The sequence below is a fragment of the Rhodopseudomonas sp. genome (genome assembly GCF_036404135.1).
In the GTDB taxonomy this organism is placed as follows: Bacteria; Pseudomonadota; Alphaproteobacteria; order Rhizobiales; family Xanthobacteraceae; genus Rhodopseudomonas_A.
Map to the genome: position 1 here is coordinate 16,481 of NZ_DASWPE010000173.1, position 22,978 is coordinate 39,458.

The 22,978-nt window shown below is 67.5% G+C and carries 21 protein-coding genes, 1 tRNA gene and 1 pseudogene; 6 read left to right on the top strand and 17 right to left on the bottom strand.

The features are described from left to right. Nucleotides 1-20 precede the first annotated feature (20 nt). The gene (locus VGC77_RS20085; protein WP_331173332.1) at nucleotides 21-1,193 is read right to left on the bottom strand and encodes an ABC transporter substrate-binding protein; all 1,173 of its coding nucleotides are present in this window, start codon (nucleotides 1,191-1,193) and stop codon (nucleotides 21-23) included. 245 nt (nucleotides 1,194-1,438) lie between these two features. Further along, nucleotides 1,439-2,992 carry a histidine ammonia-lyase gene (gene hutH, locus VGC77_RS20090; protein ID WP_331173333.1) on the bottom strand — a complete coding sequence of 518 codons (1,554 nt, stop codon included), beginning with the start codon at nucleotides 2,990-2,992 and terminating at the stop codon, nucleotides 1,439-1,441. Nucleotides 2,993-3,284: 292 nt separating this feature from the next. Between hutH and VGC77_RS20095 the strand changes: the two are divergent. From VGC77_RS20095 to VGC77_RS20110, 4 genes and pseudogenes are all read left to right on the top strand, one after another. Further along, nucleotides 3,285-3,437: pseudogene (locus tag VGC77_RS20095) on the top strand (ABC transporter ATP-binding protein); the annotation flags it as partial. Then, nucleotides 3,430-4,662, top strand: coding sequence for a Zn-dependent hydrolase (locus VGC77_RS20100; RefSeq protein WP_331173334.1), 1,233 nt, complete (start codon nucleotides 3,430-3,432; stop codon nucleotides 4,660-4,662). The pseudogene VGC77_RS20095 and the gene VGC77_RS20100, both read left to right, overlap by 8 nt. A gap of 91 nt (nucleotides 4,663-4,753) precedes the next feature. Further along, nucleotides 4,754-5,755 carry an ornithine cyclodeaminase family protein gene (locus tag VGC77_RS20105; RefSeq protein ID WP_331173335.1) on the top strand — a complete coding sequence of 334 codons (1,002 nt, stop codon included), beginning with the start codon at nucleotides 4,754-4,756 and terminating at the stop codon, nucleotides 5,753-5,755. 163 nt (nucleotides 5,756-5,918) lie between these two features. Next, nucleotides 5,919-6,761 (top strand): phosphate/phosphite/phosphonate ABC transporter substrate-binding protein, encoded by an 843-nt coding sequence (locus VGC77_RS20110; RefSeq protein ID WP_331173336.1) that lies wholly within the window; start codon nucleotides 5,919-5,921, stop codon nucleotides 6,759-6,761. 155 nt (nucleotides 6,762-6,916) lie between these two features. Here VGC77_RS20110 and VGC77_RS20115 read toward each other — a convergent pair whose 3' ends face one another. From VGC77_RS20115 to hutI, 3 genes are read right to left on the bottom strand one after another with little or no spacing between them, the layout of a single operon-like run. Continuing rightward, complete coding sequence (locus VGC77_RS20115; RefSeq protein WP_414709702.1) at nucleotides 6,917-7,576, bottom strand: HutD family protein; 660 nt, start codon at nucleotides 7,574-7,576, stop codon at nucleotides 6,917-6,919. Next, nucleotides 7,518-9,182: a urocanate hydratase gene (gene hutU, locus VGC77_RS20120; RefSeq protein WP_331173338.1), complete on the bottom strand. Its 1,665-nt coding sequence runs from the start codon at nucleotides 9,180-9,182 to the stop codon at nucleotides 7,518-7,520. The genes VGC77_RS20115 and hutU overlap by 59 nt, the downstream gene beginning before the upstream one ends. A 22-nt stretch (nucleotides 9,183-9,204) precedes the next feature. After that, nucleotides 9,205-10,443 (bottom strand): imidazolonepropionase, encoded by a 1,239-nt coding sequence (gene hutI, locus VGC77_RS20125; protein WP_331173339.1) that lies wholly within the window; start codon nucleotides 10,441-10,443, stop codon nucleotides 9,205-9,207. A gap of 103 nt (nucleotides 10,444-10,546) precedes the next feature. On the opposite strand from hutI, the gene VGC77_RS20130 reads away from it, so the two are divergent. Together VGC77_RS20130 and hutC are read left to right on the top strand one after the other, a co-directional pair. Beyond that, a complete protein-coding gene (locus tag VGC77_RS20130; protein WP_331173340.1) occupies nucleotides 10,547-11,905 on the top strand; it encodes a formimidoylglutamate deiminase in 1,359 nt (452 codons plus the stop codon). Beyond that, nucleotides 11,902-12,633: a histidine utilization repressor gene (gene hutC, locus VGC77_RS20135; RefSeq protein WP_331173341.1), complete on the top strand. Its 732-nt coding sequence runs from the start codon at nucleotides 11,902-11,904 to the stop codon at nucleotides 12,631-12,633. The genes VGC77_RS20130 and hutC overlap by 4 nt, the downstream gene beginning before the upstream one ends. A 229-nt stretch (nucleotides 12,634-12,862) precedes the next feature. Here the strand turns inward: hutC and VGC77_RS20140 are convergent, their stop codons facing one another. The 12 genes from VGC77_RS20140 to murA all read right to left on the bottom strand — a co-directional run bounded on the left by VGC77_RS20140 (nucleotide 12,863) and on the right by murA (nucleotide 22,622). Then, nucleotides 12,863-13,906: an ABC transporter substrate-binding protein gene (locus VGC77_RS20140; protein WP_331173342.1), complete on the bottom strand. Its 1,044-nt coding sequence runs from the start codon at nucleotides 13,904-13,906 to the stop codon at nucleotides 12,863-12,865. Nucleotides 13,907-13,928: 22 nt separating this feature from the next. Continuing rightward, complete coding sequence (locus VGC77_RS20145) at nucleotides 13,929-14,765, bottom strand: ABC transporter permease (protein WP_331173343.1); 837 nt, start codon at nucleotides 14,763-14,765, stop codon at nucleotides 13,929-13,931. Beyond that, nucleotides 14,762-15,574, bottom strand: a complete 813-nt coding sequence (locus VGC77_RS20150; RefSeq protein ID WP_331173344.1) for an ABC transporter ATP-binding protein — start codon at nucleotides 15,572-15,574, stop codon at nucleotides 14,762-14,764. Before VGC77_RS20150 ends, VGC77_RS20145 begins: the two co-directional genes overlap by 4 nt. A 374-nt stretch (nucleotides 15,575-15,948) precedes the next feature. After that, nucleotides 15,949-16,024, bottom strand: a tRNA-Phe gene (locus VGC77_RS20155). A gap of 204 nt (nucleotides 16,025-16,228) precedes the next feature. Next, nucleotides 16,229-16,423 carry a DNA gyrase inhibitor YacG gene (yacG, locus tag VGC77_RS20160; RefSeq protein WP_331173345.1) on the bottom strand — a complete coding sequence of 65 codons (195 nt, stop codon included), beginning with the start codon at nucleotides 16,421-16,423 and terminating at the stop codon, nucleotides 16,229-16,231. Next, a complete protein-coding gene (locus tag VGC77_RS20165) occupies nucleotides 16,413-17,036 on the bottom strand; it encodes a Maf-like protein (protein ID WP_331173346.1) in 624 nt (207 codons plus the stop codon). The genes yacG and VGC77_RS20165 overlap by 11 nt, the downstream gene beginning before the upstream one ends. 135 nt (nucleotides 17,037-17,171) lie before the next feature. Continuing rightward, complete coding sequence (locus VGC77_RS20170) at nucleotides 17,172-18,323, bottom strand: AAA family ATPase (RefSeq protein ID WP_331173347.1); 1,152 nt, start codon at nucleotides 18,321-18,323, stop codon at nucleotides 17,172-17,174. A 92-nt stretch (nucleotides 18,324-18,415) separates the two neighbouring features. Next, complete coding sequence (locus tag VGC77_RS20175) at nucleotides 18,416-18,883, bottom strand: arsenate reductase ArsC (protein WP_331173348.1); 468 nt, start codon at nucleotides 18,881-18,883, stop codon at nucleotides 18,416-18,418. Nucleotides 18,884-18,949: 66 nt separating this feature from the next. Beyond that, nucleotides 18,950-19,441, bottom strand: a complete 492-nt coding sequence (locus VGC77_RS20180) for a UPF0262 family protein (protein WP_331173349.1) — start codon at nucleotides 19,439-19,441, stop codon at nucleotides 18,950-18,952. Next, nucleotides 19,438-20,733 (bottom strand): histidinol dehydrogenase, encoded by a 1,296-nt coding sequence (gene hisD, locus VGC77_RS20185; protein ID WP_331173350.1) that lies wholly within the window; start codon nucleotides 20,731-20,733, stop codon nucleotides 19,438-19,440. Before hisD ends, VGC77_RS20180 begins: the two co-directional genes overlap by 4 nt. A 131-nt stretch (nucleotides 20,734-20,864) precedes the next feature. Next, nucleotides 20,865-21,317: a DUF2948 family protein gene (locus tag VGC77_RS20190; RefSeq protein WP_331173351.1), complete on the bottom strand. Its 453-nt coding sequence runs from the start codon at nucleotides 21,315-21,317 to the stop codon at nucleotides 20,865-20,867. A gap of 15 nt (nucleotides 21,318-21,332) precedes the next feature. After that, a complete protein-coding gene (gene murA / locus VGC77_RS20195) occupies nucleotides 21,333-22,622 on the bottom strand; it encodes a UDP-N-acetylglucosamine 1-carboxyvinyltransferase (RefSeq protein WP_331173352.1) in 1,290 nt (429 codons plus the stop codon). Between the last annotated feature and the right edge of the window lie 356 nt (nucleotides 22,623-22,978).

Consider the following 22,978-nt stretch of genomic DNA (forward strand, 5'->3'; position numbering starts at 1 on the left):
TGGATCGCGCATCACCACGCTCAAAACCGCTCGCAGCTATCGGGGCCGATGGCCTCTTCGCCGCTGACATTGCCGACGATCTTGAACTGGCCGCCGTTGACCCGCACCACATACATCGGCTGGATCGCCTGGTGATCGCCGGCGCGCATGGTCTTCTTGCCCTGCGGCGTGTTCCATTCCAGGCCGCGCATCGCCGCGCGCACCTTGTCGGTCTCGGTGGATTGCGCCTTTTCGACCGCGGCCTTGTAGAAATAGACGAGGCCATAGCTGTCGGCGCCGTAGAGGTCGGGGTCGGACTTGGTGGCGGCCTTAAACGCCGCGACGAAGGTCTTGTTCTCCGGCGTGTCGATTTGCGTCGAATAGCCGACGCCGGTGCCGAAGCCCTCGGCGGCGGCGCCGATCGCCGCGATGTTCTGCGAGGTCACGGTGCCGGAGGCGCCGACCACCAACAGGTTCTGCAAGAGGCCGAAATCCTGCATCTGGGTCAAAAGCCGCACGGTGTCGTTGCCGGCGACCGAGGTGTAGAGCACCTCCGGCCGGGCCTGGCGCAATTGCCCGAAATATTGCGTGAAATCCTTGCTGTCGAGCGGCGCGAACACCTCGCCGGCCGGCGTGGCGCCGAGCGCCTCGACGGTCTTCTTGAAGGTCGCCACGGTGGAGCGGCCCATCTCGTAGTCGGGGCCGAGGAAATACACTTTGGCTTTGGGTTTCTGCTTGATCACCCAGGCCGCCAGCGCGGTGGATTGCTGGCTGGCGCGGGCGTTGACCCGAAACACATTGGGCGAACATTTGTCGGTGGTGATGGAATCCGCGAACGACACCGTGGTGGCGATCAGCTTGCCGGCGCGCTCCGCGGTCTGGCCGACCGCCAGCGTCGAGCCGGAGTTCACCGTGCCGGTGAGAAAATCCACCTTCTGCACGTCGAACAGCTTCTCCGCCTTCTGCACCGCGACCGAGGGGTTGGCTTCCTCGTCCTCGAAGATCAGTTGCACCTGGCGGCCCATGATGCCGCCGGCGGCGTTGACCTCGCTGGCGGCGAGCTCGAGCCCCCAGCGCACCTGCTGGCCGATCGGCGTGTAGGTGCCGGACAGCGGCGTGACCACGCCGATCTTGATTGGATCGGCGGCGAACGCCGGCGCGGTCAGCGCGGTACTGGCGCAGAATGCCGTAAGTATGAGTGCGGTCCTGATCACGTGATCTCCTCCCGGTGAAGTCTTGTCGTTGCTGCGGCACTCTGCTGGTGCTGCTTGGGGTCGCGGAACGGCGCTGGCCACCCGATCGCAAGGCTGCTGTGCGACGGGATCGTTCGAGCGGTTGTTGTGAAATGGCCCGGCGACTGCGGCGATACCGGCGGTTCTTACGACTTACCAATCGGTCTCAATATTGTTCGCTGCATTGCACGCGGGATCGGGCGGCAGCGATCGGGATGCGCGACCGATCAAGGCAAGGTCGGAAACGGATCGTGCCGCAGTACCGCGACGGCCGCGGCCGGCAACGCGCCGCTTGCCACCAGCGCGGTGGCCTCGGCGATATCGAGGGCCATGTAGCGATCGCCAGCGAGCGCCGGCACCCGAGCGCGCAACGCGTCGATCACCGCTGCAAGCGCCGGACTGGTCGCATGTGGCGCGCGCAGCCCAACGCCTTGCGCCGCCACCAGCAGCTCGATGCCGAGAATGCCGGCGAGATTATCCGCCATCTCCGACAGCCTGCGCGCCGCATGCGCCGCCATCGAGACATGATCTTCCTGGTTGGCGCTGGTCGGCGTCGAGTCGGTCGAGCAAGGTGCCGCGCGCTGCTTGTTCTCGGCATGCAGCGCCGCTGCCGTCACTTCCGCGCTCATGAAGCCGGAATGAAGCCCGGGCGCGGAGGCGAGAAACGGCGGCAGGCCGAAATTCAGCGCCGGATCGACCAGCGTGGCGATGCGCCGCTCGCTGATCGCGCCGAGTTCTGCAATCGCAAGAGCGATCTGATCGGCCGCGAAGGCCACCGGCTCGGCGTGGAAGTTGCCGCCGGAGACGATCTCGCCGCTGTCGACCAGCACCAGCGGATTGTCGGTCACGGCGTTGGCCTCGATGATCAGCGTGCGCGCGGCCTGGGTCAGCAGATCGAAGGCCGCGCCGGCGACCTGCGGCTGGCAGCGCAGACAATACGGATCCTGCACGCGGGCGTCGCCGTCGAGATGCGAATCGCGGATCGCGCTGCCTTGTAGCAACGCCGTCAGCGTCGCGCCGGCGGCGATCTGCCCGGCATGGCCGCGCAAGAGCTGGATCTCCGGTCGATACGGCGTCGTCGAGGCCATCGCCGCATCGGCCGACAGCGCGCCGGTGACGAGACCGGCGCAGGCCAGCCGGTGCGCGCGCAGCAATCCGGAGATCGCATAGGCGGTGGAAAACTGCGTGCCGTTGATCAGCGCCAGGCCTTCCTTCGGCCCAAGCGTCAATGGCGCAAGACCCGCCGCGTCCAGTGCCGCGCGGCCGGAGATGACCGCGCCGCCGCGCATAGCCTGGCCCTCGCCGATCATCACCGCGGTCATATGCGCCAGCGGCGCCAGATCGCCGGAGGCGCCCACCGAGCCCCGCTGCGGCACCCGCGGACAGATCCCGCGCGCCAGCATCGCCTGCAATTGCTCGATCACCGCGCGGCGCACGCCGGAGGCGCCGCGCCCCAGGGAAATGATCTTCAGCGCCATCATCAACCGCAGCACCGGCTCGGGCATCGGCGGCCCGACCCCGCAGCAATGCGAGACGATCAGATTGCGCTGCAGCGCCGCGGTCTGCTCGAGCGGAATGCGGCTCGACGCCAGTTTGCCGAAGCCGGTGTTGATGCCGTAGACCGCGGCGTCCGCGGTGGCGGCCCGCGCGACGAGATCCGCGGCCGCTTCAACGCGCGGCCAGAACGCCGGATCGAGCTGCACCGCCGCGCCATCGAGCACCCGCGCGAGGTCATCGAGGCTGACCGCGCCGGGCGAAACGACCATCGCCTGATCACTCATCGCCCGTCCACATCCCGCCGTCGGCGCATTCCGCCCGGATCCGGCTCGCCGAGCAATAGCGGATTCCTGCAACCGGCTCGATCATATTGTGGTCGAGCCGCCGCGGCTTGACGGCCCCTTCGTTATGTCTATACATATAGCGCTTTGCAGCCTGCAACGCGGCCCGGAGCCGGCACATTTTATGCAGAAATTTGTTGCGGCAAACCTGTGACGTCACACCATGGAGCGGCCGCCACGCATCAGCCAGGAAGGGACCCCGCCATGCGTCAACTTGCCCTCCTCGCGACCACCTTCGCGGCCCGGCCGCATCAAGGCCGAGATCGCCGTCGATCTGCCGCACCCGCGCTCCTACAAGATCAAAACCACGCCGGAATTCGTCAGGCTGAAAGAACGCCTGGTCGAAGAAATCCGCGCCGAAGCCCTGAAGGTCGCCGCCGATGTCTGACCATGCTTCACCCGTCGACGGCGCCCGCGTGCTCGCCGATCTCACTGCGCTGCGCTGTTTCGGCGCCTATAAGACCGGGGTGCACAAGCCGACCTTCTCGGCGCCGCATCTCGCCTCGCTGCATTGGCTCGCGGAAAAACTTCCCGACGCCGGGCTCCGCGCCACGATCGACGGCATCGGCAACGTATTCGGCACCAGCGCTAAGCCAGGCTTGAAGCTACTCGCCGGCTCGCATCTGGAAAGCCAGAACTACGCCGGCTGGCTCGACGGGCCGCTCGGGGTGATCTACGCGCTGGAAGCCGCGCGCGTCATCAACCGCGATCCGGGCATCCCAGGCGCCGTCGAGGTTGCGTCATGGTGCGACGAGGAAGGCCATTTCGGATCATTGCTCGGCAGCCGCTCCTATATCGGCGACGTCAGCGAGGCCGAACTCGACGCCGCGCGCGACCGCAGCAATGGCCGGCCGATGCGCGAGGCGTTGCGCGACGCCGGTCTTGAAGGCCGGCCGCGTATCACCGCCGAACCCGGCCGCCACATCGGCTATCTCGAGGCCCATATCGAACAGGGCGACACGCTGGAAAGCGGCGGGCTTGCGATCGGCGTGGTGACGTCGATCGTCGGCATCTGGCAATATCGTATCGCGTTTGTCGGCGAACAGAACCACGCCGGCACCACGCGGATGGCGGTGCGCAAGGACGCCGGGCTGGCGCTTGCGAAATTCTGCGTCGCGATCGATCAGCGTTTCCCCGCAATCTCCGGCCCGCGCACGGTGTGGACCACCGGACGCATTAGGCTAGAGCCCGGCGCGCCGAGCATCATCCCGGGCGAAGCCGAAATGCTGTTTCAGATTCGCGACGACGATCCGGCGGTGATCGAACGGCTGGAGGCGCTGCTGCACGGCATGGCGGATGACGCCAGCGCGCAAGGCCCATGCCGCGTCGTTGTGGAGCGCGTCCGCACCGGCGCGCCCGCGCGTATGGACCCGATGTTTCACCGCGCCATCGAGGCGGCGAGCGCTGAGCTCGCCGGCGGCCGTTCGCTGCGGATGCCGAGCGGCGCCGGCCACGACGCCCAGGTGCTGGCCCGGATCATGCCGGCCGGCATGCTGTTCGTGCCGTCGATCGGCGGCGTCAGCCACCACTGGACAGAGGACACCAGCGACGCCGACATCGTCACCGGCGCGCGGGTGTTCGTCGAGGCCTGCCGCCGCCTGCTCGCGGGGTGACGCCTTCGAACTAACAGACGCGTTGCGGCGCCTGGCCGTCTTGCCTAGCCGAACCAGCCGAGCGCAAAGCGCGGCAACAAGGAGAAGCCTCTTGCCCCCGATCTATATCGACTTTCTCAATCGCCTCGACATCGAAGAGCTGAAGATCACCGACGACGAGATTCTTGCGGCGGTGGAAGGCGGGCTGCTCAGCCAGGGCCGCGGCGAAACCGTGATCGAGCCGCGCATGCATCTCGAGCCCGGCGTGGCGAACGGGCATTTCAACGTGCTGCGCGGCGCCATCAAGCCGCCGATCGATTCCGCAGGCGTCAAGATCGTCGGCGACTTCGTCGACAATTACAAACTCGGCTTTCCCTCGGAGCTGGCGATGCTGGCGCTGTTCGATCCGCGCACCGGCGCGCCGAAGGCGATCCTCGATGCCGGCGGCATCACCGACATGCGCACCGGCGCGGTGACCGCGATCGGTGCCAAGCATCTGGCGCGCAAGAATTCGAAGATCCTCGGCCATGTCGGCGCGCGCGGCACCGCCTATTGGAACGTGCGGCTGCTCGATCACCTGTTCGATTTCGACGAGATCCGGGTGCATTCGCGCCGCCCGGAGAGCCGCGACGCCTTTGCCACACGGCTGAGCGCGGATCTTGGCAAGCCGGTGATCGCGACGTCCGACTGGCAGGCTTGCGTCGAAGGCGCCGACATCGTGGTCGAGGCCTCGCGGCTCGACCAGCCCACGCCGATGCTGAAGACCGCGTGGATCAAGCAAGGCGCGCTGGTGGTGCCCTACGGCACGATGAGCGCGGTCGAATTGTCGCTCACCGACATCATGAGCAAGATGGTGGTCGACGACTGGGGGCAGTGCAAGGGCGGCAAGTTCGGCAGCCTGCGCGCCCATGTCGAGGCCGGCAAATTGTCGGAGACGACGCTGCATGCCGAGTTGGGACAGATCGTCGCCGGGCTGAAGCCCGGGCGGCAGAGCGAGGACGAGACCAATCTGTTCTGGCATCGCGGACTGTCGCTGTCGGACATCGCGCTCGGTCACGCCATGCTGGAAAAATCCAAGCGGCTCGGCCTCGGCCAGCGGCTGCGCTTCGCGTGAACGCTTCGCACAATGGCCGTGCCGTCATTGCGAGCCGAGGACGGCGCGCAGCGACGTCCGAACAGCGAAGCAATCCAGGGGCTGCAGGCGTGACCCTGGATTGCTTCGTCGCAAGGGCTCCTCGCAATGACGAACTTGGACGCCGCGCTATATTGAGATCATGATGAGTACGCCGCTGACGCTTAGCACGGGAACGATGCCCTGGATCGCCAATGCGCGGATGTACGCGGTCGATCAAGCGGCGGCGGCGGCGTGGCGCGAGCTGTTCGGCTGGCTGGCGGCGACAAGCAACGTCGATCTGCAAGTCATCGATCACGCCTTTCCGGCGCCGCTGTCGGAGCTGTGGTCGCGGCCCGACCTCGGCTACGGCTTCATGTGCGGCTTGCCGTTCACGCGCGCCGCGCCGAAGCCGCAGCCGGTCGCCGCACCGCTGCTGCTGAATGCGCCCGTTCCCGGGCGGCCGCTGTACCAGACGCGCTTGGTCGTGCGGGCGGAGTCAAACTATCAATCGCTGGAAGACACCTTCGGCAGCCGGCTCGGCTACACCGTGGCGGACTCGCATTCCGGCTACAACGCACTGCGCCACCATCTGCTGCCGTATTGGCGTTCGCGCGGCCAGCTTTATCGCGAAAGCATCGGGCCGCTGGTGACGCCGCAGCGGGTGATCGAGGCGGTGCTGGCCGGCGATATCGACGTCGGGCCGCTCGATGGCTATGCGCTCGATCTGATGCTGCGGCATCAGCCGGAGTTCGCCTCACAGATCAGGATCGTCGCCAGCACCGACGCGGCGCCGATTCCCTTTCTGGTGGCGAGCCCACAATGTCCGGCTGACGTCGTCGAGGCGCTGCGGTCGGCACTACTGACCTTCGGCGATGACGCCAGCTGCGCAGCTTTGCGCGAAAAGCTGTGCCTGCAAGGCTTCGCGCCGGTGCATGTCACGGACTACGATGTGATTACGGCCTGGGCCGCCGAGGCTGACGCCGCGGGCTATGCGCAGCCGGGCTAGAGATGCCTGCTGGCGCGGGATGACTCTCGGTGGCACGGATCGCCAGTTCCGTCATTGCGAGGAGTTCTTGCGACGAAGCAATCCAGTCCTCGCAGGTTGCCTCTGGATTGCTTCGCTTCGCTCGCAATGACGCGGCTGACGGTGCCGATTTTAGGTCATCCTGGTAGCGCGGCAGGGCGCAGCAGCACCAGATAGCACGCGCTCGCTTCGGCCGGCACAATCTGCACGCCGAAATCCGGGTCACGCTGCAACAGCGCGGCGTCGCGCGGCGCCAGCGTCTCGCGCGCGCTGCCGGTTATGACCTCGATGCGGCCCCGCAACGCCACCACCACCGCGATGTCGCAATCTTCGAACTCGCAGCGCGTCGCTTCCGCACAGCGCAGCAGCCGATGCTGCCAGCGTCCGCGCCGGGTCATCACGTTGAGGTCGGTGGTCTCGCCGTCGATCAGCTTCGCCTGCGTCGCAACGTCGCCGGCAAACGCGACCGGCGCAGTCTCCTGCGTCAGCGTCAACGGCGGCGCGCCGCCGACGATTAGTTCAAGTCCGTGGCCCTGCACAATCGCCAGCGTGCGATCGACGCCGGGAAAGCTGGAGAACGGACCGTCCGACGCCACCCGCGCCATGCTGATCCGCCAGTCGAACGTCTCCAGCGAGGCGCCCCGCGGCGACGCGGCGATTTCGGTGGTCGAGCCGCCGCCGTTTTTCCACGGCATGCTCTTGCAACTGCTCGCCCGGATGATCCGCAAGGGCCGCGCCTCAGCGCAGGCTCGGCAGGTCGAGCTGCTTTTCCCGCGCGCAGTCGATCGCCAGATCATAGCCGGCGTCGGCGTGACGCATCACCCCGGTCGCCGGATCGTTCCACAGCACCCGGCCGATGCGCGTTGCCGCTTGCGGCGTGCCGTCGCAGACGATCACCATGCCGGCGTGCTGCGAGTAACCCATGCCGACGCCGCCGCCGTGATGCAGCGATACCCAGGTGGCGCCGCTCGCGCAATTCAGCAGCGCGTTGAGCAGCGGCCAGTCCGACACCGCGTCGGAGCCGTCCTTCATCGATTCGGTTTCGCGGTTCGGCGAAGCGACCGAGCCGGAATCCAGATGATCGCGGCCGACCACGATCGGCGCTTTCACTTCGCCGCGCGCCACCATCTCATTGAAGGCCAGCCCAAGCCGATGGCGGTCGCCGAGCCCGACCCAGCAAATCCGCGCCGGCAGTCCCTGGAACGCGATGCGCTCGCGCGCCATGTCGAGCCAGTGATGCAGCGCGGCGTTGTCCGGCAACAGCTCCTTGACCTTGGCGTCGGTGCGATAGATGTCCTCGGGATCGCCGGACAACGCCGCCCAGCGGAACGGCCCGATGCCGCGGCAGAACAGCGGCCGGATGTAGCCCGGCACGAAGCCGGGGAAATCGAACGCGTCGGTGACGCCTTCGTCGAGCGCCATCTGGCGAATGTTGTTGCCGTAATCGACCACCGGAATGCCGAGCCGGTGAAACGCCAGCATGGCGCGGACGTGTTCGGCCATCGATTGCTTGGCGGCTTTGGCCACCGCCGCCGGGTCGCTCTCGCGCCGCGATTGCCATTCGGAAAGGCTCCAACCTTTCGGCAGATAGCCGTTCACCGGATCATGCGCCGAGGTCTGGTCGGTGACGATGTCCGGCCGCACGCCGCGCCGCACCAGTTCGGGAAACACCTCGGCGGCGTTGCCGAGCAGCCCCACCGAGACGGGTTGGCCGTCGCGCGAAGCTCGCGCCATCATCTCCAGCGCTTCGTCGAGATTAGCAGCCTGGCGATCCAGATAGCGGGTGCGTAGCCGCATCTCGATCCGCGACGGCTGGCATTCGACGGCAAGACACGACGCGCCGGCCATCACCGCGGCCAGCGGCTGCGCGCCGCCCATGCCGCCGAGCCCGCCGGTGAGAATCCATTTGCCTTTGAGGTTGCCGCCGAAATGCTGGCGGCCGATCTCGACGAAGGTCTCGTAGGTGCCCTGGATGATGCCCTGGCTGCCGATATAGATCCACGACCCCGCGGTCATCTGGCCGTACATCATCAGGCCCTTGCGATCGAGCTCGGAAAAATGCTCCCAGGTCGCCCAATGCGGCACCAGATTGGAATTGGCAATCAGCACCCGCGGCGCGTCGGCATGGGTCTTGAACACACCGACCGGCTTGCCGGATTGCACCAGCAGGGTTTCGTCGCCGTCGAGACGCCGCAACGTCGCAACGATCCGGTCGAAGCTCTCCCAGTCGCGCGCGGCGCGGCCGATGCCGCCATAGACCACGAGTTCGTTCGGCCGCTCGGCGACCTCGGGATCGAGATTGTTCATCAGCATCCGCAGCGGCGCCTCGGTCAGCCAGGATTTGGCGGAAAGCTCAGGGCCGCGCGCGGCGCGGATGAGACGGGCGTTGTCGATGCGGGTCATGAGGCTTGGTCCTTGGCGGCGGTTAGTTGCGTGACGGCGCGGCGGCGTCGGGGATGCCGCGCCAAACCCGCGCATGCAGCGGATTGAAGCCGATGCGATAGACCAGCTCGGCGGGGCGCTCGATGTCCCAGATCGCGAGATCGCAGGATTTGCCGGCTTCGAGGCTGCCGATCTCTGCGAACAGCCCGAGCGCGCGCGCCGCTTCGCGCGTCACCGCGGCGATGCATTCGTCGACGGTGAGCCGGAACAGCGTGGCGCCCATGTTCATGGTCAACAGCAGCGAGGTCAGCGGCGAGGTGCCGGGATTGTTGTCGGTGGCGAGCGCGATTCCCACGCCGTGGCGGCGCATCGCGGCGATCGGCGGGGTTTGGGTTTCGCGGATGAAATAGAACGCGCCGGGCAACAGCACAGCCACGGTGCCGGCGCGCGCCATCGCGGCGACGCCGTCGTCGTCGGCGTATTCCAGATGGTCGGCCGACAGCGCGCCGAAGCGTGCGGCCAGCGCCGCGCCGTGCAGGTTCGACAGTTGATCGGCGTGCAGCCGCACCGGCAGACCGAGCGCGCGGGCCTTGGCAAATACCCGCGCCACCTGCTCGGGCGAGAACGCGATGTCCTCGCAGAACGCGTCGACCGCGTCGGCGAGGCCGTCGGCTGCGATCGCCGGCAGCATGGTCTCGCACACCGCGTCGATGTAGCGGTCCTTGTCGCCGGACATCTCCGGCGCCACCGCATGCGCGCCGAGAAAGCTGGTGCGCACCGTCACCGCGCGGTGATCCGCGAGACGGCGCGCGGCCTGCAACTGCCGCCGCTCGGTGGCAAGCTCGAGGCCGTAGCCGGATTTGATCTCGAGCGTGGTGACGCCTTCGGCGATCAATGCGTCGAGCCGCGGCAGTGCGGCGGCGACCAGCGCCGCGGTGTCGGCTTGCCGCGTCGCGTTCACCGTTGCTACGATGCCGCCGCCGGCGCGGGCGATCTCTTCATAGCTGGCGCCGGCGAGCCGCCGCTCGAATTCATCGGCGCGGTTGCCGCCATAGACCAGATGGGTGTGGCAATCGATCAGGCCCGGCGTGATCCAGCGCCCGCCGCAGTCGATCCGCTCGCGCGCCTCAAGAGCCGCCGGCGCCTCGGCGGCGGCGCCGGCATAGACGATGCGGCCGTCGCGGCTGGCGATCAGCCCGTGTTCGATCAGGCCGAGGCCTTCGCGCGACGGCGCCAGCGTCGCCAGGCGGCAGCGGTGCCAGATCCGATCCACGACACTCATGACGGCGATCCCAGATGCGAGGCGCTTGGCAGGCGATCCATTTGTCTATACATATTTGAGGAGCCGTCGTCTGTCCAGTCCACGGCGAGCATCGGAGGCCTGGGTGTCCGGATTATTCTTTGAGGATGCGCTGCTGCCGCAGGGCTGGGCGAAAAACGTCCGGCTGCTGATCGAGGCCGGTCGCTTCGCCTTCATCGAGAGCGGCGCCGCGCCGCAGCCCGGCGACGAGCGGCACCGCATCGGCCTGCCGGGGATCTGCAATCTGCACAGCCACGCCTTTCAGCGCGGCATGGCGGGGCTTGCCGAAGTCAGAAGCGCGTCGACCGACAGTTTCTGGAGCTGGCGCGAGCTGATGTATCGCTTCGTCGGCCGCATCAGCCCGGACGATATCGAAGCGGTGGCGGCGCAGGCCTATGTCGAGATGCTGGAGAAGGGCTTCACCCGGGTCGGCGAATTCCACTACATCCATCACGACATATCCGGCGCGGCTTACGACAACATCGCCGAACTGGCGGAGCGGATCGCGGCGTCCGCGCAGGCGACCGGCATCGGCCTGACGCTGCTGCCGGTGTTCTACGCCCATGCCGGTTTCGGCGGCCGCGATCCGAGCCCGGCGCAGCGCCGCTTCGTCAATAGCATCGACGGATTTGCGCGGCTGCTCGAGGCGAGCCGCCGCGCGGTGGCCGCAGTGCCGGGCGCCGTGGTCGGGGTGGCGCCGCATTCGCTGCGCGCGGTGAGCGCGGACGAACTCGCCGCCGTGCTGGCGCTCGCCGGCGATGCACCGATTCACATCCATGTCGCCGAGCAGGTTCTGGAAGTTGAAGAATGCCTGGCGTTTCACGGGCAACGGCCGCTGCAATGGCTGCTCGACCACGCGCCGGTCGACCGCCGCTGGTGCCTGGTCCATGCCACCCACGCTTCGGCTGACGAGTTGGCGCGCACAGCGGCGAGCGGCGCGGTGGTCGGGCTGTGTCCGATCACCGAGGCCAATCTCGGCGACGGCATTTTCGACGCGCCGCGCCTGCTCGGCGCCGGGGGCCGCTACGGCATCGGCTCGGATTCCAACGTGCAGATCGGGCTTGCCGATGAATTGCGGCTGCTGGAATACGGCCAGCGGCTCGCGCAGCGCACCCGCAACGTCATGGCGCACGGACAAGCTTCCACCGGCCGCGCGCTGTTCGACGCCGCGCTGCAAGGCGGCGCGCAGGCGCTCGGCCTCGCCAGCGCCGGCCTGCAGGAAGCCGCGCCGGCCGATCTGATCAGCCTCGATGCCGGCCATATCGCGCTGGCCGGCCGCGGCGGCGACGCGATCCTCGACGGCTGGATTTTTGCAGGGCAACAGACGCCGGTCGACTGCGTCTGGGCCGCCGGCCGCAAGCTGGTCAGCGGCGGCCGGCATCACGACCGCGACGCGGTGGCGCGGCGATTCAAAAACACCCTGGAGCGATTGTTGGCGGCATGAGCATCGAGCAAAAGCCGGCCGGGACGGTGGCGCTGTATCAGCGCATCCGCACCGATCTCGAAACCCGGATCCTGTCCGGCGAGTGGCCGCCGGGCTACCGCGTGCCGTTCGAGCACGAGCTGATGGAATCCTATGCCTGCTCGCGGATGACCGTGAACAAGGTGCTGTCCGCGCTGGCCGCGGCGGGCCTCGTGGTGCGCCGCCGCCGCGCCGGCAGCTTCGTGTCGCGGCCGCGCGCGCAATCCGCGATCCTGCAGATTCCCGACCTCAAGGCCGAGGTCGAGAAGCGCGGCGAACGCTACGGCTTCAAGCTGCTCAAGCTGACCAAACGGATCGCCACCGCGCACGACAAGGCCCGGCTCGCGCTCGGCGCCCGCGACGTCGTGCTGGCGCTGCGCTGCCGGCACGAGGCCGACGGCGAGCCGTTCGCGATCGAGGACCGGCTGATCAACCCGCAGGCGGTGCCGGCCGCCTTGCAGCAGGATTTTTCCGTGACGCCGCCGAACAGCTGGCTGGTCGGCCAGGTGCCGTGGACCGAGGCCGAGCATCGCATCATCGCCTGCAACGCCGAGGGCACCGACGCCGCGGATCTGAAGATCGACCCCGGCACCGCCTGCCTGGTGATCGAACGCAAAACCTGGCGCAACGGCGAGCCGATCACCGCGGTGCGGCTGACCCATCCCGGCCATCTCTACAATCTGATCGCGCGGTTCACCCCGGCCGGGTGAGCGAACAGCATGGCGATTCGAAGATAACGTCATTCCGCTCTGAATGTCTGACCGAGCGAGCAAAATCGGGAGGGCGTCATTGCGAGCCGAAGGCGGCGCGTAGCGCCGACCGAAGAGCGAAGCAATCCAGGGGCTCCCTGTGGAGCCCCTGGATTGCTTCGTCGCAAGAGCTCCTCGCAATGACGGGTCGACCGCCCGATGCCGTTGATCAATCTGACGCCGCAGCGAACTACTTCTTTCTGGCGGCGTCGACGAAGCGGTTGGTCCACAGATCGTTATCGGAGCCCGCGGCGTCGAACTCCTTGCCGAAGTTGCTGCCGACCTCCTTGGAAAACGTCAGCAGGTTCTGGAAGCTCTTGGTATCGAGCTGACCGCCGCTGGCCACCCCGCTACGCATCGCCGCGATCGCGGCGACAATCGACTCTGGCTCGGCCTTGGCGAAGAACTGTTTCTGAATCGCCAGCGCAGTGGGCTCCGGCCTGTCGGTGAGCGCAACACTTGCCGCCTGCAGCGCGCGGGCGGTCTTGGTGATCAGCTCGGCGGTCTTGGCGTCGATCGGCTGCTTCGCCGCCAGTACCAGATAGGGCTGATCGGCGAGCAGCGGGAAGTCGTCGCCGAGCGACACCAACACCACGCCGCTGCCGGCCTTGGCCGCCAGATAGCCTTCCGGCGGCGACAGCACGAAGGCGTCGATGCGTTTGTTCTCGAGTGCGGCCTGCAGCGCCACCGGATTGCCGACCTGCGCCACCTTGATATCGGCCTTGGGATCGAGCCCGCCCTTGGCGGCGAGCCAGCGCGCCGCGGTCTCCTGGGTGCCCCCGATCGCCGCGACGCCGACCACCGCGCCCTTCAGCGCGGCGAGCCGCTTTTGCAACGGATCGTCCTTTGTCACCTTGGCGGCTTCGAGAAACGCCGGCGACACCACGAGTTGCAGCGTCACCTTCGACATCAGCGTGTAGACGATTTCGAACGGCTGGCCCTTGGCGGCGGCGCGCAGCACGGTCTCGGAGCCGACCGCCGCGAGATCGATATCGCCGGAATCAAGTGCGGCGAGTGCCGCGGAATCGCCGCCCGGCATCATCACCCCAGTCGCATTCAGGCCCTCGGGCGCAAACGTATTCAGCGCGCGCGCCGCCCACAGCGGCAGGAAGCTCAGCGTCGAGACCCCCTGCCCGATCCGCACGCTCTGTTGCGCCGACGCCAGTTGCGGCAGCAGCGACAGCGTCGCGGCCAGCACCGCCGCGGCAGTCAGTTTGGCAATCGATCGCATCATGGGCCTCTCACTTTGAACGGCATCAGATATCGCTCGGCCCCTGGCCGGAGGGTTTGCGCCAGCGCAGCAACCGCCGTTCCAGCCGGCCGGTGACGGCATTGGCGCCGACCACGAAGGCCAGCAGGATGACGATGCCGGCGAACACCCCGGCCGGATCATAGGTCGCCGAGGCCTCGTGGATGAAAAGGCCGAGGCCTTCAATCGACGAGGTGAACTCGCCAACGATGACGCCGATCACCGCATAGGGCACCGCCATCCGCATGCCGAGGATCACATAGGGCGCCGCGGCCGGCAGATAGACGTGATAGGTCAGCTGCCGCTGGTTGGCCCCCATCACCAGCGCCAGATTGACCACTTCGCGGTCGACGCCGCGCACCCCGGCATAGACGTTATAGAACACCAGAAAGAACACCATGATCGAGGCCAGCGCCACCTTGGAGCCGACCCCGATGCCGAACCAGATGATGAACAAGGGCGCCAGCGCGATCTTCGGCACGCCGTAAAACGCCATCACATAGGGCTCGAAGATCCGCGCCAACCGCGGCGAACGCCCCAGCGCATAGCCGCCGACGATGCCGGCGGCGACGCCGATGCCGTAACCCATCACCAGCTCCTGGCCGGTGGTCCACAGATGCGGATAGATCTCGCCGGAGGCGAACAATTCGTAGAGCCGCAGCATGATCGCGGTCGGCTTGCTGATGTAGATCTCCTTGATCAGCCGGCCCGACGCCCATTGCCAGAACGCCAACAGCGCGAGGCCCGGCAGCAGCACCAGCAGCCGCTGCGCCCATTCGCGGCGCAGCGGCGGCGCCGCGGAGGCCTGGTCGGACGCGAGACGATCAGCGACGGCGTCGTTCATGAGCGGGCGTCCATCTCGGGGGCGCGGTGCCGGATCTCGATCTGCGAGCGGAATACCGACCACACCGCGTCGTAGGCCGCCTCATAGCCCGGATTGCGGAACGGCTCGAACACGTCGCGCGGCCGCGCCAGCTCGATCGGAATGGTCGCCAACAGATGCGACGGCCGCTGCCCCATGATCACCACGCTGTCCGCCAGCACCACCGCTTCGGTGATGTCGTGGGTGACGAACAGGATGGTGGCGCCGGCGTTCTGCGCCAGCATCTGCAAATCGTGCTGCATCACCATCCGGGTCTGCGCGTCGAGCGCGCCGAACGGCTCGTCCATCAGGATCACGTCGGGCCGGTAGATCAGCGTGCGGGCGATCGAGCCGCGCTTCTGCATGCCGCCGGACAATTGACTCGGAAAGTAGTCCTCGAAGCCGCCGAGCCCGACCGACTGCAATGCTTCGGCGACCCGCTGCCGGCGCTCGGCCGGCGCAACGCCGCGCAACAGCAGCGGCAGTTCGACGTTCTCGGAAAGCGTCTTCCAGGGAAACAATTGCGCCTGCTGCGGCACGAAGCCGACCTCGCGATTGACCGCGTCGATGGCGCGGCCCCGGTGCCGCACCCTGCCGCGCGTGGGCTTGAGCAACCCGGCGGCCATCTGCAGCAAGGTGCTCTTGCCGCAGCCCGAGGGGCCGATCACCGCGACGAATTGGCCGCTGCCGACCTCGAAGGAGAGGCCGTCCAGCACCCGGATCGCGGCGCTGTGGCCCGGCGCGGGAAAATCCTGGCCGATATCCTCGAAGGCAAGAACGGCGTCACTCATATTTTAGCGCGGCTCCTCACCATGGGCGATCCGACTTGTATAGACATAATCGGGCGCCGCCTCCGGGCGCAAGGACAGAAGAGAAGCAGCGGCTGCGCAATTGCAAGGCAGCGCGACGCGCCGGTCCCATGCTTCGGCACCGCCCGCGCCGCCGCCAGCTCCGCGCGCAGTCAATCAGCGGCGGTCATGATCCTGCAGGTGAGGCGCTGCCGCGTGCGCAGGCGCGCGGGCTGACAGCGATCGATCGGGGCGAGGGCAGAGAGCGCGGCGCGAGGCACGCAATCGGCAATTGGCCGGCGGCCGGCGGCCGGCGGCCGGCGGCCGACAAATTCGCCCGGCGGGCCCGCTTCAACCGTCTAACTGTTTGATTTGAATGGTGCCCAGGGGCGGGATCGAACCACCGACACTGCGATTTTCAGTCGCATGCTCTACCAACTGAGCTACCTGGGCGCCGCCCCGGAACGTCCAGGGAGCGCCGGGTTATAGTCAGGCCGGGCAGCGCTGTCCACCCGGGCGATGTCGATTTATGCAGGGAAAAGGTCTGGAGTTTCAACAGCCCGCCGCGGCGTCCAAAAAACGCCGGCCGGCGGCGCGCGGCAAGCCTTGGCGGGGCGCGGTCGGGCGGCGTGGGCAGCCGCGCCCGTGCCGCGGCGCTCAATCGGCGTCGTCGTCGTCGTCCTTGGCGGCCGGAATGCTGTAGGAATTCGACAACCAACGGTTGAGGTCGACGTCGCGGCAGCGCTCCGAGCAAAACGGCCGCGACGCCTCGGTGGCGGGCTTGCCGCAGATCGGGCAGCGCTTGGCGGGCGCGGCGGGCTTGTCGCCGTTGGCCGGCTTGTCAGCTGGCATTGAGCCAACCGGAGCGGATCGGGAAGCCCTCACCGCCGAGCAGCGAGATCGTCTCGTACAGCGGCAGCCCGACGATATTGGTATAGGAGCCGACGATCTTGACCACAAAGGTGCCGGCGATGCCCTGCACCGCATAGCCGCCGGCCTTGCCGCGCCACTCCCCGGAGCCGACATAGGCCTCGATGTCGTCCTCGTTGAGCCGCTTGAACCGCACCTTGCTCTCGATCAGCCGCTGCCGGAAGCTCTCCTTCGGCGTCACCAGGCAGATCGCGGTGTAGACCCGGTGGTTGCGGCCGGAGAGCAACCGCAGGCATTGCGAGGCCTCGTCAACCAGCTCGGCCTTGGGCAGGATGCGGCGGCCGACCGCGACCACGGTGTCGGCGGCCAGCACATAGGCGCCGCGCAGATCGTCGTCGAGCTGCACCGATTTCAACGCCGCCTCGGCCTTGGCGCGGGCGAGGCGATTGGCGCAGGAGCGCGGCAGCTCGCCCCGCGTTGGGGTCTCGTCGATGTCGGCCGGGCGCAACGCATCGGGCTCGATGCCGGCCTGGTTGAGCAGGGCGAGGCGCCGCGGCGAACCGGAGGCGAGAACGAATTTGGGGCGGCCGAGCATAAGGGGATTTCGGGGCTGGAGGACTGCGCGCGGAACCTATCGGATGCATCCGGCTTCGACAACCATGCAGGTGCAACGCCGCAGTTTTCATCGGTCAGGCGCGAGGCGCTGCCTGCACGGCCCGCACCGAATGCGCTAGCGCGACGGCCAAGCCCAGGCCGGCGCATCGTCGCCGTCCACCACGGTCTGGCTGAGCTGCTTGTCCAGCAAGAGCTGACGCCCGCCCTCCTGCCGCAGCGCGGCCACCAGCTCCGCTGCATGGGTCACTACGATGACCTGCGAGCGTTTGCCGGCGGCAGCGATCAGCCGGGCCAGCGGAATCAAGAGATCCGGATGCAGGCTGGACTCCGGCTCGTTCAGCACCATCAGTTCCGGCGGGCGCGGCGACAGAAGCGCCGCCACCAGTAGCAGATAACGCAGGGTTCCATCGGACAGTTCCGCGGCTTTCAGCGGCCGCAAAAGGCCGTGCTGCTTCATCTGCAATTCGAAATAGCCGTCGCGTTCGGCGACAGCCAGGCGTGCATTCGGAAACGCGTCCGCCACCGTGGCGTCCAGTTCGGCCGGATCGCCGATTTCGATGATGGTCTGGATCGCCGCGGCCAGATCCGAGCCGTCGCCGGCCAGCACCGGGGTGTAGGTCCCGATCTGCGGCCGGCGCGACGGCGCCTCGCGGTCGGTCCGCAGCTGATCGTAGAATCGCCATTGTTTCATCCGCTCGCGCAGGATCAGCAGTTCGATGGCGTCGTGCGGATCCGCCCCATGGGTCATCATGCTGTCGAAGCTCGCCAGGTTGCGCAGCGCCTCGCGCCAGGCGCCGGTCTCGCTGCGGATCCGCACATGGGGGCCGCGGCGCTCGGCGAAGGCATTGGCGCGGCCGAGCAGCTCGCCGGTCCAAACGCTTTCCGCCTTGATCTCCGGGTCGCGGCCGAACAGCGAACTGGCCGGCAACGGCAGGCCAAGATCGATGGCGTAGCCGTAGTCCTTGCCGGAAAACCCAAGTTTCAGCCCGACCGGCTTGCTGCGGGCGGTGCCCTGCACCGGCTCGGTGCCGGCCTGCATCCGGCGGGAGAAGCTTTCCGGGCCGGCCCACAGCGTCGACTGCAGTCCGCCCTCCGCGGCCAGCGATTGAATCACCCGGCCCTGGGCGATGTCGGCCAGCAGCTTCAGCGCGCGATAGAGACTGGATTTGCCGCTGCCGTTGGCGCCGGTCACCACATTCAGCGGCCCCAGCGCCAGCCGGATGTCGCGCAGCGATCGATATCCCGAGATAGCCAGGCGTGTGATCATACAGGTCGGCTGCCCATGTCCCTGCGTCGTTCCTAACATGCCGGACCGCCGGATCGAAACGGCATCGACCGCTGGTAGCCCGCTGCACTCAACTATTCATTCCCCAGGCCTTGGCGGCCGAACCGTTTGCGGATCTGCCGCTGCAAACTGTCGCGCACCGCGCGGTAGGCGTCGAGCCGCTGCGCGCGGCTGCCCTCGAGCCCGGTGGGGTCGGCGGTCGGCCAGTATTCGACGTCGATGGCGTAGCTGCGGGTCAATTCCAACGCCTTGTGGTGCGCCTCCGGCGACAGCGTGATGATCAGGTCGAAATTCAGCCCTTCGTAGTCGTCGAGTTCGTCGATGGTGACCGGCTTGTGCCTGGAAATGTCCTGGCCGAGTTCGGCCATCGCCGCCACCGCGAACGGGTCGAGCTCCTGCTTGTTCACCCCGGCGGAGCGCACATACATGGTGCGCGGCGCGATCTGCCGCAGCAGGCTCTCGGCCATCGGCGAGCGCACGCTGTTCTGGCCGCAGGCGAACAGCACGGCTTGCGGAACGCGGGACCGCGGCGGCGTCGGCATCGCTCAGCACCACGGAGCGTCGCGCAGGCGCCGGCTGAACCCAGGCCCGCGCGCGGCGTTCATCGCTCAACCCTTCCAGTGCAGCACGGAGATCAGCGTGAACAGCCGCCGCGCGGTCTCGAAATCGATCCGCACCTTGCCGGCGAGCCGCTCCTGCAAGGTGCGCGAGCCCTCGTCATGGATGCCACGGCGGCCCATGTCGATGGCCTCGATCTTGTCCGGCGTGGCGGTGCGGATCGCCTGATAATAGCTGTCACAGATCATGAAGTAGTCCTTCACGATGCGGCGGAACGGGGTCAGCGACAACAGATGCACCATCACCGGGCTGCCGTCCTCGCGGCGGATGTCGAACATCAGCCGGTTGCCGGTGATGCCGATATGCAGCGTGTACGGTCCTTCGACGGCGCCCTGCGGCGCGAACAGGTTCTTCTCGACCAGGTCGTAGATCGCGATCGCGCGCTCGTGTTCGATGTCGGGACCGGAACGCCCGATCGATTCCTCGTCCAGCGTCACCGCGACGATGCAATTTCGGGAATCGTCTGGTTCTTGCTGGCTCATCGCAAATTGAGGCGCAATCCAACCGAGCGCGCATGGGCATCGAGGCCTTCGGCCTTGCCTAGCGTCATTGCCGCCGGACCCAGCGCACGCAACTGATCGGGCCCGCATTTCAGCATCGAGGTTCGCTTCATGAAGTCAAGCACGCCGAGCCCGGAAGAGAACCGCGCCGAGCGCGCGGTCGGCAGCACGTGGTTGGAGCCGCCGACGTAGTCGCCGATCGCCTCCGGGGTGTGGGCGCCGAGGAAGATCGCCCCGGCATTGCGCACGCGGCCCGCCACCGCCTCCGGATCGCGCGTCATGATTTCCAGATGCTCGGCGGCCAGCGCATTGGCGATCTCGGCGGCCTCGTCGAGATTGCCGACCAGAATCACCGCGCCGTAATCGGTCCAGGAGGCGCTGGCGATCTTGGCCCGCGACAGCGTGGTGAGCTGCGCCGCGACCGCGCGCTCGACCTCATCGGCGAGCGCGGCGTCGTCGGTGATCAGGATCGACTGCGCATTGGCGTCGTGCTCGGCCTGCGCCAGCATGTCGGCGGCGATCCAGTCCGGATTGCCGGTGGCGTCGGCGATGATCACCACCTCGGAGGGGCCGGCGATCATGTCGATGCCGACCTTGCCGAACACCAGCCTCTTAGCGGCGGCGACATAGGCGTTGCCGGGGCCGACGATCTTCGACACCGGCGCAATGGTCGCGGTGCCGTAGGCGAGCGCGGCCACCGCCTGGGCGCCGCCGACCCGGTAGATCTCGGTGACGCCGCCGAGCGACGCCGCCGCCAGCACCAGAGGATTGAGCTTGCCGTCCGGGGTGGGCACCACCATCACCAGCCGCTCGACGCCGGCGACCTTGGCCGGCACCGCGTTCATCAGCACCGAGGACGGATAGGACGCGGTGCCGCCGGGCACATAGAGCCCGACCGCCTCGATCGCGCTCCAGCGCCAGCCGAGTTCGACGCCAAGCGCGTCGGTGAAGCGGTCGTCCTTCGGCAATTGCCGGCGATGAAACGAGTCGATGCGGTCGCGCGCCAGCTTCAAGGCATCGATGGTCTCGGCGTCGCAGGCCGCAACCGCCGCCGCAACCTCATCCGGCGAGATCGCGAGGCCTGTGGCCTCGAGCGGCAAGCGGTCGAACTTGGCGGTGGCCTCCAGCAGTGCGGCGTCGCCGCGCCTTGCGACGTCATCGACGATGCCGCGGGTGGCGTTCTCGATGTCCAGCGACGCCTCCCGCTTGGTGGCGAGGAAGGCGTTGAATCGGGAAGCGAAATCGGCGTTGCGGCGATCGAGGCGAATGGGCATTTGCGGGTTCCAGCAGGGGTCTTCGTCCGAAGGGCCCCCTGCTCAATGGCGCGGCGACAAATCGCCGTCAACCCTTGAGGGCATAGAATTGGCGTCGCAGGACGGGCCGGATGGCGGGATCGCGCCGCGGCTCAAGGTCCGGCGCCGTCGGGATCGCTGAGGCCGAGATCGTCGGGACCAAGGTCGTCGGGACCAAGGTCGGTCAGTTCGCATTCCAGGCATTCGAGGTCGAGCCGCAGCGCGCCGCCGTTCCTGAACATCAACAGCGCCGTGCCGCCCGGTGCCCGCCCGGGATAGAACTCGATGCCGAGCAATTCCAGGATCGCGCCGGGGGTGTCGAGGTCGATGTTGCGGGATTTGCAGGCCAGCACCCGGTCGAACCGCAGCGCCGCGATCAACCGCCCGGGCACCGTCTCGCCGGCCAGGGTCTGATCCCAGTCCGGCCGGCTCAAGCCCAGCACCAGCCGCTTCTCGTGCTGCCGCCAGATGATATCGCCGGCGTGCATCCTTGCGTCCTGGACATGGGCGGAGATCACCGCGAGATCGTCGGCATCCAGCGCGATCAGCTTGAGCAGCCCGGTCACCGCGTCACCTTGCACCTATCCGCTGATGCGCTCGATGGTGGCGCCGCAGGCGGAGAGCTTTTCCTCGAGCCGTTCGAAGCCGCGGTCGAGATGATAGATCCGGTTCACCATGGTCTCGCCTTCGGCGGCGAGGCCGGCGATCACCAGCGACACCGAGGCGCGCAGATCGGTCGCCATCACCGGGGCGCCGCGCAATTTCTCGACGCCGTCGATGGTCGCGGTCTCGCCGTCAAGCTGGATCCGCGCGCCGAACCGCGCCAGCTCCTGCACATGCATGAAGCGGTTTTCGAAGATCGTCTCGGTGATGTGCGAGGCGCCCTTGGCGCAGGCCATCAGCGCCATCAGCTGCGCCTGCAGATCGGTCGGGAAACCCGGGAACGGCGCGGTGGTGACGGTCACCGGATTGATGCCGGCGCCGTTGCGGGTGACGCGGATGCCGTCATTGTTGACGGTGATGGTGGCGCCGGCCTGCGTCAGCACGTCGAGCGCCGATTGCAGCAGTTCGGGCCGCGCGCCGGACAATTGCACGTCGCCGCCGGTCATCGCCACCGCCATCGCATAGGTGCCGGTCTCGATGCGGTCGGGCAGCACGGTGTGGCGGGCGCCGTGCAATCGGGCCACGCCTTCGATCACGATGCGTGGGGTGCCGGCGCCGCTGATCCTGGCGCCCATCTTGTTGAGGCAGTCGGCGACGTCGACGATCTCCGGCTCGCAGGCCGCGTTGCTGATGATGGTCGTGCCGCGGGCCAGCGTCGCCGCCATCAGCGCGACATGGGTGCCGCTGACGGTCACTTTGGGAAAGTCGATCGCAGCACCCTTGAGGCCGCCGGGCGCCGCGGCGATCACATAACCGCCGTCGATAGTGAGCGTGGCGCCGAGTTGCTCCAGCGCCATGATCAGCAGATCGACCGGGCGGGTGCCGATCGCGCAGCCGCCGGGCAGCGAGACTTTGGCTTCGTGCATCCGCGCCAACAGCGGCGCGATCACCCAGAACGAGGCGCGCATTTTCGACACCAGCTCATAGGGCGCGGTGGTGTCGATGATCGCCTTGGCCGAGATGTGCAGGGTCTGGCCCTGATATTCGTGGTCGCCGGGGCGCTTGCCGGCGGCCATGATGTCGACGCCGTGGTTGCCGAGAATGCGTTGCAGCTGCGCCACGTCGGCGAGCCGCGGCACGTTGTCGAGAATCAGCGTCTCGTCGGTCAGAAGACCGGCGATCATCAACGGAAGTGCTGCGTTCTTGGCGCCGGAGATCGGAATGGTGCCGTTGAGCTTGGCGCCGCCGACGATGCGAATCCGATCCATGCCGATTCCTGCCGATTTCTGCTGGGTTGCTGTGCCGACGTTCTAAGCGTGTCCGCCCGCGATTGCAAAAGCCGGGGATTTACGGCGATTTCATGGGAAATCGGGCGATGTTGGGGAATATTGCAACTTTCGGGTCGTGGCAGGGCGACTGAATCCGGCCGATCCGGGCGCATCGAAGGCGATCCGGCGTCGCGCCGCAACGGGTGTCCCTGCGAACGCACTAAGGCATGCACACATCTTGGGTGCGACGGATTGACTCGGGTGTTGCTGGGGGGATTCCAGAATCGGGAATTCGTGTGATCTGTCTTGCGACACTTCGATTTTGACGGGGGTGTCGCATGCTGGCGCAGATCGAC